Raw genomic sequence first — 12642 nt, 5'->3', positions numbered from 1 at the left:
ACGTTTTTGGCTGATTTTTAGCATAATACGCTTCGGTTTCCTGATGAGATCCCGCGTGAAATGCTGTCCTGTCTAATTTAAATTCGCTTTCCATAAGCTAATTCGTTTACGCTTCGTCCGTTACGCAGCCTTCGGCGGCGGATTTTACGGTTCTGATGTATCTTCCCAGCATTCCTTTTGTAAACTTCGGAGCAGGCTGCACCCAAGCCGCTTTGCGGGCTGCCATTTCTTCGTCGGAAATGTGCAAGGTTAGCTGGCGTGTGTTGGCGTCGATGGAAATGCGGTCGCCGTCTTTTACTAACGCGATCGGTCCGCCGTCGAATGCTTCCGGTGTAATGTGGCCCACTACGAATCCGTGTGTTCCGCCGGAGAAACGACCGTCTGTAATTAATGCGATCTTGTCGCCAAGTCCTGCTCCCATTACAGCCGATGTTGGTTTCAACATTTCCGACATGCCCGGGCCGCCTTTCGGACCGGCATTGCGAATTACAACCACGTGTCCTTCTTTAATTTCACCTTGTGAAAGCATGGTAATGATCTCCGATTCGTGCTCGCAAACCTTTGCTTCGCCGTCGAAGGTCATTCCTTCTTTTCCAGTAATCTTCGCAACCGCGCCTGTTGGCGTCAGGTTACCATACATGATCTGTATGTGACCGCTTGATTTGATGGCTTGCTCTAATGGGAAAACCATTTTTTGTGTATCAAAATCAAGATCTGGCGCTTCTGCGAGGTTTTCTGCAACTGTTTTACCGGTTACTGTAATGCAATCTCCGTGGATCAAGCCTTTGGAATACAAATATTTAGTAATCGCAGGCACCCCGCCGATCGCCAAAATATCTTCCATATAATATTTACCGCTTGGCTTCAAATCTGCGATAAACGGTGTGCGATCTGAAATCGCCTGAATGTCGTCTAATGTCAACCACAGACCCGCAGAACGGGCGATTGCCAGGAAGTGTAATGCTGCGTTGGTAGAACCACCAAGCGCCATAACCACGGTTAATGCGTTTTCGAGCGACTTTTTAGTGATGATTTCTTTTGGTGTAATGTTCAGCTCCAAAAGCTTTTTCATCGCCGCGCCGATTTTCTTGCATTCTTCCTGCTTTCCTTCGTGCGTAGCCGGGTAAGAACTGCTGAATGGCAAGCTCATTCCCATTGCCTCAATCGAAGCCGCCATCGTGTTTGCCGTGTACATGCCACCACAAGCGCCCTGACCAGGAATTGAATTTTGGATAACGCCTTTGAAATCTTCGTCCGAAATGTTGTTCGCAAACTTCTTTCCAAGCGCTTCAAATGCAGAAACGATATCCAGTTTTTGTCCTTTATAATGTCCTGAACGGATTGTTCCGCCGTAAACCATAATCGCAGGGCGATCAATACGCGCCATCGCCATCACGGCCCCGGGCATATTTTTGTCACAACCCACAACCGCAATCACACCGTCATACCATTGCGCAGAAACCACGGTTTCAATTGAATCCGCAATAATGTCACGGCTTGGCAATGAATAACGCATCCCATCATTTCCGTTCGTCATTCCGTCGGAAACACCGATTGTGTTGAAGATCAAACCCACCATATCATTGGCAGTAACCCCTTGTTTCACATAAACGGAAAGCCCGTTCAAGTGCATATTACAAGGGTTTCCTTCATAACCTGTGCTCGCAATCCCGATTTGTGGTTTCGCAAAATCTTCTTCTTTCAACCCAATGCCGTAAAGCATAGCCTGCGCTGCCGGATTAGTTACTTCTTGTGTAAGGGTTTTAGAAAATCTGTTCAGTTCTGTTGCCATGGTGAATATGTTGTAAATAAAAACACCTCATTCAGTGCGGTGAGTGAGGTGCCAGGTTTTATGCAATCGTCCTCACTCACGCTAACGCGTGACTAGAATTAGAACTGGGACGATTAAAATGAATTTCATTAGCGTAACTATCAAGTCTAGCGAAATTTCGCTGATTTTTTGTTTGTGGTACAAATTAGAAGCGTATCTTTCTATTTTCCAAACATTCACGCGATTTTTTGAAGATATTCTGAGATAAATACCAAATTAATGTTTGGTGAAGGATGTTTCAGGAAAATATTTAATTTTGACCATCGTAAAATCCATAACTATGCTAACCACCGAATCGTCTTCCAATTACCAGGATCTCGAAAAAATGAGCGTTCAGGATATTTTGTTTTCTATCAATAAGGAAGATAAAACAGTCCCGAATGCAGTTGAAAAAGCCATCCCGCAAATTGAAGCGCTGGTATCGCAAATTGTGCCGCGTATGCAGCGGGGCGGACGATTATTTTACATCGGCGCAGGCACGAGCGGCCGCTTAGGCGTTGTAGATGCGTCGGAATGCCCGCCTACATTCGGTGTTCCGTTTGATCTGGTGGTAGGAATCATTGCGGGCGGCGATAAAGCGATTCGCAAAGCGGTTGAAAATGCAGAAGATGACTGGAACCAGGCATGGCTGGATCTGGCGCCTTATCAATTGAATGAAAATGACACATTAATAGGCATAGCAGCTTCTGGCCGCACGCCATATGTAATTGGTGGCTTGAATGAGGCGCAAAAAGCGGGTTTGCTAACCGGATGCGTAGTTTGCAATGATGGCTCACCCGTTGCCAAAGCGGCGGAATTTCCCGTGGAAGTGGTTGTAGGCCCTGAGTTTTTAACCGGAAGCACACGTATGAAATCTGGAACCGCTCAGAAATTGGTTCTAAACATGATTTCAACGGCAGTAATGATCCGCTTAGGCAAAGTGAAAGGCAATAAAATGATCGACATGCAGCTTACCAATGAAAAACTGGTGAATCGCGCGCAGCAAATGATCATTGACGAGTTGAATGTCGATGCTGCGGAAGCTGAGAAGTTGTTGAATCAATACGGAAGCGTTCGCGGGGCAATTGAATCTGTGCAAAAATAAATGCTAGATTTTTAAGACAATTTTTCCAAACTGCTGCCCGGAATCCATTAAGCGCAATGCCTTTTCGGCTTCGTCTAATGCGAAAATAGTGTCTATGATGGGGATTATTTGTTTTTCTTCGACAAACTGGATCATGTCATTGAATTCGGATTCGGTTCCGATGGTTGTGCCAAGAATGTTGAGTTGTTTGAAAAAAACTTTCGCTGGAACAATGTCGGTAATGTTGCCGGTTCCGCCGCCATAGAAGCAAATTCTGGCGCCGGGAGCGGCAATGTCAATTAATTTCGCAAATCCTGCACCGCCTGCGCTGTCGATAATAACATTAAAATAGCCCAGCTTCGGACCCCTTGCTTTGACTAACAAATCTCTGAACCAGGTTGGATTTTTATAGTTGATCCCGCCTTTGGCGCCCAATTCAATCGCTTTTTGAATTTTTTGATCTGAACCGGAAGTAACCCAAACCTCCGCTCCTGCCGCAATGGCGAACTGAATGACAAAAAGTGCAACGCCTCCGCCCGCACCCGTCACCAAAACTTTATCGCCCGACTGAAAATTCGCGCGTGTATGCAGCGCACGCCACGCCGTCAACGCGCCAAGCGGCAATGTTGCGGCATGCTCAAAAGAAAGATAAGCTGGCTTTTTGACCAGATAACGGGCCTCTACTTTGACAAACTCAGCAAAAGTCCCGTTATCCGGCAAGCCTAATATTTTATGATCCGCTCCGTAAAAAGCCGGATTATCACCCCAATTATGCGATGGGTTAATAAGCACTTCCTTGCCGATCCATGCCGGATCAACACCTTCGCCCACTTCACTTACAATACCAGCGCCATCGGAACCGGGGATGATGGGTGTCGTGATTTTGGGATAAAGTCCTTTTTGGATCCAGACGTCGCGGTGATTTAATGAAGCTGCTTTTAATTGAACTATCACCTCGCCCGAACCAGCCTGTGGTTTTTCAACTTCTTCTATAACCAAAGGCTCGTGAAGATTTTTAATGACAGCAGCTTTCATTCATTCGGGATTTTAAATGTCAGAGTAATCCGTTGGCGTCAGGAAAAAGCTAGTATTCTTCGAAACGTTGTTTTGATATTCCGGGTTCACTTTCAACTTGTTCCACTCTGCATCGGCACTGAACGCTTTCCAATGTTCGTCACGGGAAGCTTTGTTCTCAAATGTGGTCATGTACATCAAATTCGGCTGGTGACTTCCGGCAATTACTTCCGCATAGAAAACCGCATTAAAACCAAGTCGCTCAAAAAGAGGCACTTCGCCGCCGTCATTGAACATTTTTACTTTGTTCTGATAAATTTTTTCTGTGTGACCTTCGTAGCTGCGCAGTTCATAAACGCGGTCTGCTTTTGGGCCGGTTAAGCCTGGCTTCTTGTGCATCGGCATTCCTGTAAATGCTTGCAGCACAATTGTTTCATAACGAGCGTAAGGCGCATTCTTGTAATCAGCATCAATGTAGTCCTTTCCGGCAGATGCGTAGGCTGCATCTTTGGCAAGCGTTTTAGGCAGTTCAAGCAGTTGTTCCAGGGATTTCAAAGGTGTGAAAACGTAGATCAGTTTCCCAGCGGCAGCTGTATCAGAAGCAACTGGCTTGAACACACCCACATTTTTAATTCCGGCGCGGTGCATGGCAGGAATGTAAGCGTCTTTGAGATAATTTTCAACACGCGTTCCTTGTTCAGCGTTTTTGAGTTGATAAATTCTAATCTCGTAAAATTCTCTTTTGGGAGGAGCAGCTGCAATGCTTAATACGGCTGCCAACAAAAATACTGCGGTAAAAAAACCGCTCTTCAAGTAACTTATCATCGTTTTGGTAAAGGTAATAGGTGGATAATTGTAGGAAAAAGTCTACTAAAATGCTTTCTACCGCTATACGCCACGAAAATAATTTACCAACAACCTGTTTTAGAACTTCGGACAAGAAAGCTGCCGTTTGCTGCTCTTACTCCTTCTGGGTTTAGACTCGATAGGATCAAACACATACGAGAGCGAAATCTCATGCGCACCACCACTGCTAGCGCCTAATGTAGAAATGGTTAAGTCGTAACTATAACCGATTGAAAATTTGTCCTGGCGATATCCTGCCAAGAACACCAGCGATTCATGATTATTAATGTTCTGCTCGTATTTTTTGAAAGGAATGCCGCGATACCAAACCCCTAAAACCAACGGCTCAATGGTCGCATATAAGCCGGCATCAAACTGATCATATTTGCCTTGCTTTTTGTACATAATGGCAGGCGAAATTGTTTTTTCCTTATCAATTTCATCCCCAAGGAATGTATAACCAGCGAAAGGAATCCTTAATCCGGCCTGGAAACTGGTTTTCATTGGCAGCCTTGCTTCGGTCAGCGATGAAAATGCCTGGTTAGGACGGTTCAAATGGTGCGCCGAAATGCCTGCCCAATACCAATCTGAATACAACATTAACCCAGACCCAAAATCAGCATAATTCACGTTAGGACCGCCTAAGGCGAATGGGTCATCCGAAGGGCGACCCGTAAGCCCACCATTGTCATATTGATCTCCGAAAGTCAGTCCGAAATAATCCAGTTTTCGGGAAACAAATCCGCCCTGAATTCCCAATCTTAATGAAGTAACATCATTCAATTGGATCTGATAGGAATATTGAAGCGCAATGTCGGTTGATTTTAAATTACCCAAACCCTGGCTGTCCATCGTTACCAAAACGCCCAAACCGCTGTTGTAGTTAGGCAAAAATACATCTGCACCAAAAGAGGTTGTCACGAAATTAGCTGAAAGTGACGGCCATTGGTTCCTGTAATTGATCGTCGCACGCGGCGCGAGCGCACCACCTGCCAAAGCAGGGTTCAGATATAACGGATTGGCATAAAATTGAGAAAACTGGGGGTCCTGGCTCCAACCTTTCAGGCAAAGCAGTGTCAGTACAAAAAGGAGAAGTAAACGCTTTGTCATAAATATTTCTTATTGCCGCAAGTTTAAAAGCGGGAGGAAAACAGGCTCAAAAAAAATACAAAATTAAATTCACAAAATATCATCAAATTGCGTATTAATATTCAAATTAGAGTGGTTTTTACGACATTACCGCACAAAATTTTAACATTTTATTTTCGTTAGTAGTGTCAGGTAATCCGAATATTAATTGTGGTGGCGTGGGGTGTTTGAACTAGTAACGAAACATGGGGCGATTTTATAATAAGTACCAACAAATATTTTATTTAACATTTTTTCTGCTCCTGCTGACCACAGTGTGTGCTAATGCACAGTTCGTAGTCGACGGACAATGCATGCAGAATCCTGATTGCGAAGCCGACTCGACTACATTCAGCGATACGCTCAGCACGGCCGTTGCGTGGCAATGGACTTTTGGCGAAGGCGGTGCAACAGACACGCGGCGCATTGCACAACATTCCTACTTAGCCCCTGGCTCTTACACAGTTACATTGTTAAGAACATTGAGAGGCGGCGCTCAGCAAACGGTTTCCAAAGTCGTACAGATCGGTGAATTACCGCCTGCTTTTCAGCAATGGAAAACAGATACAACGATTTGCCCGGGCGACACATTAATACTTGATCCCTATCCCAACGGCGCACCCGATGGCGCCCGATATGTCTGGTATCCAAAAGGCGACACGACACAGACCTTAAATGTCGATAGTTCAGGCTGTTATTCGGTGGAAGTGATTTTGCCCAATGGCTGTAAAATCCAGGACCGGATCAATGTCAAGATCTGTATGGAGCCATCAAACCAGGAAGGCGCGAAATGGTTTTTTGGTGGCAATGCAGGCCTTGATTTCTCAAATACACCGCCCACGCCGATCACCGATGGTAAGCTGAATACACCAGAAGGAACCTCATCCATAGCCAATTCCAAAGGTCAATTGCTGTTTTATTCCGATGGTATAACGGTCTGGAACAAGAATGGCGACCCTATGCCCTGTTTCGAACAGCCCAATTGTCCGCCGTTGAAAGGAAGTCCGAATTCCACGCAATCCGTCCTCATTGTCCCTCAGCCCACTTGTAAGGGTTGTGAATACTTGTTCAATGTGTTTACAACTTCTGATATCAACGGTGAAAAGCTGCTGACGAAAAGCGTTGTGGATATGCGCCGGAACAATGGCCTGGGCGCGATTATTGAAACCAATACATTATTACAGCAGCCTACGACCGAACGTATAGTGTCTGCCCGTAATGACCGCGACAGCACTTACTGGGTGATTTCCCACGATTACGGCACCAACAAATTCCGCATTTTCCACGCCACAACCGGTGGTTTGATCGAATCCAGCGCACCTGAGTTGGGAATGAAGCATGACAGCCTCGGAAAAGCCGAAGGTTATATGAAATTCTCATCGCCCGACAGTGCGACAGGGCAGCGCCGACTGGCTGTGATCATTCCCGGTCCGCCTAAAAATTATGTTGAATTGTTCAGTTTCAATGACTCAACGGGCACATTAACCTATGATAAAACGGTGGATCTGGGAGTCGCGCCGCCCATAGCGTATGGAATCGAATTTTCGCCCAGCGGGGAGAAGATGTACATTTCGTTTTCGGGTGAAAACGGCACCAGTTCTTATCTGAAGCAGTATGACCTCACTTTGCCCGACAGTTTGCTGACGGAAACCGCCATCACCATTGACAGTTCCGCCAATCGAAAGTTCGGCGCATTGCAGTTCGGGCCGGATGGCAGGATTTATATGGCCATTGAGGGCAGCGAATATCTGGCGGTCATAGGCGAGCCGGAGGGAAATTCACTAACGGGCGTTGAATATGAGCGGGATGGCGTGAGTTTGGGCGGCAAAAAAAGTCAGCTGGGCTTGCCGAATATGGTGCAGGATTTCACGCAGGAATCGTCGGGACCTGGTTTTGAGGCAAATGGTTTTTGTACGAACGAACCTACCACATTCGAAGCTAGCCCGATTTGCGATCCGATAGAAGACACTTATCAATGGGATTTCCTGGGAGACGGAAGCTTCACTGCACCATCCAAAGAACAAAAAGCAACTTACACGTACACGAAGCCAGGCACTTACATGGTCCGCATGCGTGCGACCAACAAATGTAAGGATACGACGATTGTGCAGGAAGTGGTAATTTTCGAAACGCCCCCTCCAATTAATCTGGGTGCTGATAAAGACACTTGCGGTGCATTTGTGCCTTTGGATATGGGCGTTCAGGCTGAGGTTTATGCCTGGATCAACCGAGGAAGAGTGGTAGGACGTGGAAAAACTTACAACGCAACTACAACCGGACGTTACATCGCCGTGGCCTTCAACGGCCCGCAAGGCGAATGTTTCTCTGCCGACACCATTGAAATCACATTACGCCGCCCGCCAGCAGTGAGCATCGGACCCGACACGACATTATGCCGCGACAGTTCCATCGTCCTAACTGTGCCAAGTGAAAGGTGGATCGAGTTTAATTGGAGCACTGGCGAGGATACGCGCGACATTACAGTGGCCCAGCCAGGTTCTTATTTTGTGATCGTAAAAGACCGCAATGATTGCTATAACTCCGACACCATCCAGGTTGGCGAGCGTCCTTCACCGATTTTAAATCTTTTGCCTGAATATGCGATCTGTATTCCGGATGGGCAGTCTGTTATCCTGGATGCGAATGGGCAGGGGGTGCAATCCTACGAATGGCCGCATTCCGGCGACACCACGCGCACGGTGACAGTGGGCGCGGAAGGAATTTACACGGTTATCGCTGTGAATAAAGAAGGTTGCGTAGCGCAACAAACAACGGAAGTTGTGGATCGTTGCGAGCCAAGGTTCTTCATTCCGGATGCATTCACACCGGATGGGGAAGGTCACAATGAGATCCTGGAAATTTTCGGGGCCTATTATACCAATTTCTCAATCCGCATTTACAACCGCTGGGGTGAAGTGATTTATGCTTCTACGAACATTGAAGACCGCTGGGACGGAACCTATAAAGGCCAAAAAGTGCAGCCAGGAGCCTATCCTTATGTGATCTCCTACGAAGCGCTTTACTATCCCGAGCGCGCCCCAAATGTGAAGCGCGGGTCGGTAATGATCATCCGGTAAGCTTCTTTTTGCAGATTAAAACGAGTATTTTTTTGTTTATTTAGCCGATTATTATGCGTCAGGATTATTTGTCCGGAGATAAAGAAAATCTTTCCAATACTGAAAAAGAAATCGAGCGGGCATTGCGTCCGCTTACTTTTGATGACTTTACGGGTCAGGACAAAATACTCGAAAACCTTAAAATCTTTGTACAGGCCGCTCGTCAGCGTGGCGATGCGCTCGATCACGTTCTGCTGCACGGCCCTCCGGGATTGGGAAAAACAACCTTGTCCAACATTGTAGCCAACGAGCTTGGCGCAGGAATCAAGATCACTTCCGGCCCGGTTCTGGACAAACCCAGCGATTTGGCAGGCTTACTAACCAACTTGCAGGAGCACGACGTCCTGTTCATTGATGAAATCCACCGACTGAATCCCATCGTTGAAGAATATCTTTATTCAGCCATGGAGGATTACAAAATCGACATTATGCTCGATAGCGGGCCTAATGCACGCAGCATTCAGATTGGATTAAACCCCTTTACATTAATCGGCGCCACCACACGTGCCGGCATGCTAACTTCGCCCTTACGAGCAAGATTTGGCATCAATGCACGCCTTGAATATTACGATGCGCAGCTTTTATCCACCATTTTAAAACGCTCTGCCGCCATTCTCGGCACGCCATTGGAAGAAGATGCTGCTTATGAGATCGCCCGCCGCAGCCGCGGAACGCCTCGTATTGCCAACAATCTTTTGCGTCGTACACGTGATTTTGCACAGGTGAAAGGCAATGGCCGCGTGACTGTTGAAATCGCGGAAATCGCCTTGCTTGCCCTGGATGTGGACCAGAATGGGCTGGATGAAATGGATAACCGGATTTTATCAACCATCATTCAAAAGTTCAAAGGCGGACCGGTTGGAATTTCCACCATCGCGACGGCTTGCGGCGAGGAAGCGGAGACGATTGAGGAAGTGTACGAGCCATTCCTGATCAAGGAAGGTTATATGAAACGGACTTCGCGCGGACGGGAGGTTACGGAGAAGGCTTACAAGCACTTAGGGATTCTGCCTACGTATCGTTCAGGCGAACTTTTTTAATTAAATACTCCGCGAAGTTTTAAGAATTAATCGCGAATTAACATTGAAAGTAGTATTTTTGCGGTAAATTACTACCCGCCTCTATGATTGAAGTACTGGTTTCCGAAAAATTGGTTGTGAGAGTGCCCTGTGCTGTGATTGAACATAATGGAAAAGTACTGGCTGGACAACGTAGCGCTGCATTATCTTTCCCTTTGCAATGGGAATTCCCCGGCGGCAAGCAGGAGAAAGGCGAAACGGACGAAGAAACACTCGCCCGCGAAATTATCGAAGAGCTTAATGTTGAAATTGAAATAATTGACCGGCTGCCCGAAACTTCCAAAGATCAGGGCTGGCGCGAAATTATCCTCGTTCCTTTCGTTTGCAAACTCAAAACACTTGATATCACATTAACCGAGCACGAACAGATCCTATGGCTTACACCAGCCGAACTACCTGCGCTCGACTGGACGGAAGCCGACTTGAATGTGATTGACAATTATTACAACTACCTAGCGATTGAAAAGTAATCGCTGCCCCTTTTGACCTTCATTAAATTTCCCGTTTTCGTAAACCAGGTTCCCCGACACGAATGTATGGGTCACCTTGGACTGAAAATTCACGCCTTCAAAAGGCGACCAGCCGCATTTTGAATAAATGTTGCCCGGCTCCACGGTCGTTTGCGCATTTGTGTCCACCAAAATCAAGTCTGCCCAGTAACCTTCACGTATATAACCGCGTTTGCTGATCTGGAATAAGTCGGCAACGGCGTGGCTCATTTTTTCAGCAATTCTTTCAATCGAAATTTTTCCGGCTTTATTCAATTCCAGCATGACATTCAATGTATGCTGCACCAAAGGCAAGCCCGATGGCGCTTGCCAGTAACCTTGCGCCTTTTCTTCAATCGTGTGCGGCGCGTGGTCCGTTGCGATTACATCGATGCGGTTGTCCAAAACAGCTTGTAGAATCGCTTCCTTATGATGCGGTGCCTTGATGGCGGGGTTGCATTTGATTTTGTTTCCTAATGTGTGATAATCCTCCGCATCAAACCATAAATGATGCACGCAGGCTTCGGCTGTTACTAATTTTGGCGTTCCGTCACTGAGCAGGATCTGTCCGTTTTTCCTGATTCCCGGTTCAAAAAGGACGACCTCGTCACCCGTCGAAATGTGCAGGATGTGCAGCTTCGTGCCGTGCTTATGCGCCAGTCCGCTCGCGAATGTGGATGATTTCAGACACGCTTCCTCGTTTCTTATCAATGCGTGAATGTTGTAAGGCACATTCTCGCCGTATTTTTCTTTGAAATGCTCCATCCGCTGCCGCACGGTTGGCTCGTCTTCACAATGCGTGGCGATGATGCAGGGCGCGTTTGCAAATATTTTTTCCAAAACCTCCGGCGCATCCACAAGCATATTGCCCGTTGACGAGCCCATAAAGATCTTGATCCCGCAAACTTCGGCCGGATTGGTCTTCATTACTTCCTCATAATTATCATTGGAAGCGCCCATGAAAAAGGAATAATTGGCCAGTGAAGTATCCGCGCCGATCTTGTATTTATCTGCCAGAAGCGCCTGCGTAAGCGTGTTGGGAACCGTATTCGGCATTTCCATAAACGACGTCACGCCGCCTGCAACGGCTGCTTTGGATTCAGTGTAAATATTCGCCTTGTAAGTCAGCCCCGGCTCCCGGAAATGCACCTGATCGTCGATCACCCCAGGCATCAGATACTGCCCTTTTGCATCAATGACCTGATCCGTCGCAATGTGCTGTAAATCTTTTCCGATCCTTTGAATGTGACCATTTTCAATAATTACGTCAAACTCATGGATCTCATTCTCATTGACAACTTGTGCATTTACGATCAGCGTGGTCATTCGGGGGTGAATTTTGATGTGATGCAAAGTTATTTAAAACAAACAAAAATGAATCTGAAAAAATTTTTAAGTGATTTCACCGACCTCATTTTCCCCAGATGCTGCGAAGCCTGCGACAGCTCGCTCGTCGGTAACGAAGCCATTATTTGCACATCCTGCATGATTTCCCTACCCAGGATTCATCTGAAAGGTCTGCATCAGGATGTCATTCATTACAAATTTGTAAATGTTCCCGAAGTGGCTTTAACGCATTCATTCTTACTTTTTACCAAAAAAGGAAAAGTGCAGCGCCTGCTGCATGCATTGAAATACAAAGGAAATCAAGATGTGGGGTTGCTGCTGGGATTTATGTTTGGGCAGGAAATGATGACAGCAGGAATGCTTCCAGAAGCCGAAATGATCATTAGCGTGCCTTTACATGCTAAGAAAAAGAAATCAAGAGGTTATAATCAAAGCGATTTACTAGCGGAAGGCTTCGCAAAGGCAACGGGAATTCCCTGGTCAGCAACGATTTTGGAACGAACAAAACACACCGCCACGCAAACGGGCAAAAGCAAAACAGAACGGCGGGAGAATGTAAAAGGCGTCTTCGCCGTGAAAGAGCGCATTGATTACAAACACGTAGTCATTATAGACGATGTGCTGACCACCGGCGCGACGCTGGAAGAATGCGTGCAGACATTAAAACTCGCAGGCTGCAAGTCATTCACAATCCTAACCATTGCATTGGCGGAACATTAAAAAAGGCGTT

At 46.6% G+C, this 12642-nt stretch carries 10 protein-coding genes; 5 read left to right on the top strand and 5 right to left on the bottom strand.

The annotated features are described in order from the left end of the window. Positions 1-106: 106 nt before the first annotated feature. Positions 107-1792, bottom strand: a complete 1686-nt coding sequence (gene ilvD / locus G395_RS0121335; RefSeq protein WP_026631937.1) for a dihydroxy-acid dehydratase — start codon at positions 1790-1792, stop codon at positions 107-109. Positions 1793-2111: 319 nt separating this feature from the next. Here ilvD and murQ point away from each other — a divergent pair, with 319 nt between their 5' ends. Then, the gene (gene murQ, locus G395_RS0121330) at positions 2112-2915 is read left to right on the top strand and encodes an N-acetylmuramic acid 6-phosphate etherase (RefSeq protein WP_026631936.1); all 804 of its coding nucleotides are present in this window, start codon (positions 2112-2114) and stop codon (positions 2913-2915) included. 3 nt (positions 2916-2918) lie between these two features. Here murQ and G395_RS0121325 read toward each other — a convergent pair whose 3' ends face one another. The 3 genes from G395_RS0121325 to G395_RS0121315 form a co-directional block, all read right to left on the bottom strand. Then, positions 2919-3929, bottom strand: a complete 1011-nt coding sequence (locus tag G395_RS0121325; RefSeq protein WP_026631935.1) for a zinc-binding dehydrogenase — start codon at positions 3927-3929, stop codon at positions 2919-2921. A gap of 12 nt (positions 3930-3941) precedes the next feature. Further along, complete coding sequence (locus tag G395_RS0121320) at positions 3942-4733, bottom strand: NIPSNAP family protein (RefSeq protein ID WP_035361854.1); 792 nt, start codon at positions 4731-4733, stop codon at positions 3942-3944. Between the two features lie 99 nt (positions 4734-4832). Continuing rightward, complete coding sequence (locus tag G395_RS0121315; protein WP_026631933.1) at positions 4833-5864, bottom strand: PorP/SprF family type IX secretion system membrane protein; 1032 nt, start codon at positions 5862-5864, stop codon at positions 4833-4835. Between the two features lie 332 nt (positions 5865-6196). Between G395_RS0121315 and G395_RS0121310 the strand changes: the two genes are divergently transcribed. From G395_RS0121310 to G395_RS0121300, 3 genes are all read left to right on the top strand, one after another. Further along, positions 6197-8959, top strand: coding sequence for a PKD domain-containing protein (locus G395_RS0121310; protein ID WP_051350294.1), 2763 nt, complete (start codon positions 6197-6199; stop codon positions 8957-8959). 53 nt (positions 8960-9012) lie between these two features. Then, the gene (gene ruvB, locus G395_RS0121305; RefSeq protein ID WP_026631931.1) at positions 9013-10038 is read left to right on the top strand and encodes a Holliday junction branch migration DNA helicase RuvB; all 1026 of its coding nucleotides are present in this window, start codon (positions 9013-9015) and stop codon (positions 10036-10038) included. A gap of 83 nt (positions 10039-10121) precedes the next feature. Beyond that, a complete protein-coding gene (locus G395_RS0121300) occupies positions 10122-10547 on the top strand; it encodes a (deoxy)nucleoside triphosphate pyrophosphohydrolase (protein ID WP_026631930.1) in 426 nt (141 codons plus the stop codon). On the opposite strand, the gene G395_RS0121295 is transcribed toward G395_RS0121300, so the two are convergent. After that, complete coding sequence (locus G395_RS0121295; protein ID WP_026631929.1) at positions 10530-11891, bottom strand: dihydroorotase; 1362 nt, start codon at positions 11889-11891, stop codon at positions 10530-10532. The genes G395_RS0121300 and G395_RS0121295 overlap by 18 nt on opposite strands. 48 nt (positions 11892-11939) lie before the next feature. Here G395_RS0121295 and G395_RS0121290 point away from each other — a divergent pair, with 48 nt between their 5' ends. Next, on the top strand, positions 11940-12632 hold the full coding sequence (locus G395_RS0121290; RefSeq protein WP_026631928.1) for a ComF family protein: 693 nt from the start codon (positions 11940-11942) through the stop codon (positions 12630-12632). The last annotated feature ends 10 nt before the right edge of the window (positions 12633-12642 follow it).

Origin of the sequence: Dyadobacter alkalitolerans DSM 23607, assembly GCF_000428845.1 — a bacterium.
Taxonomy (GTDB): Bacteria; Bacteroidota; Bacteroidia; order Cytophagales; family Spirosomataceae; genus Dyadobacter; species Dyadobacter alkalitolerans.
This window is presented reverse-complemented; position numbering and strand designations above follow the sequence as displayed.

Coding starts and splice junctions, on each gene's coding strand:
- G395_RS0121310 (WP_051350294.1), top strand. CDS start 6,197: ATGCAGAATCCTGATTGCGAAGCCGACTCGACTACATTCAGCGATACG.
- G395_RS0121295 (WP_026631929.1), bottom strand. CDS start 11,891: ATGACCACGCTGATCGTAAATGCACAAGTTGTCAATGAGAATGAGATC.
- ilvD (WP_026631937.1), bottom strand. CDS start 1,792: ATGGCAACAGAACTGAACAGATTTTCTAAAACCCTTACACAAGAAGTA.
- G395_RS0121320 (WP_035361854.1), bottom strand. CDS start 4,733: ATGATAAGTTACTTGAAGAGCGGTTTTTTTACCGCAGTATTTTTGTTG.
- G395_RS0121290 (WP_026631928.1), top strand. CDS start 11,940: ATGAATCTGAAAAAATTTTTAAGTGATTTCACCGACCTCATTTTCCCC.
- G395_RS0121300 (WP_026631930.1), top strand. CDS start 10,122: ATGATTGAAGTACTGGTTTCCGAAAAATTGGTTGTGAGAGTGCCCTGT.
- ruvB (WP_026631931.1), top strand. CDS start 9,013: ATGCGTCAGGATTATTTGTCCGGAGATAAAGAAAATCTTTCCAATACT.
- G395_RS0121315 (WP_026631933.1), bottom strand. CDS start 5,864: ATGACAAAGCGTTTACTTCTCCTTTTTGTACTGACACTGCTTTGCCTG.
- G395_RS0121325 (WP_026631935.1), bottom strand. CDS start 3,929: ATGAAAGCTGCTGTCATTAAAAATCTTCACGAGCCTTTGGTTATAGAA.
- murQ (WP_026631936.1), top strand. CDS start 2,112: ATGCTAACCACCGAATCGTCTTCCAATTACCAGGATCTCGAAAAAATG.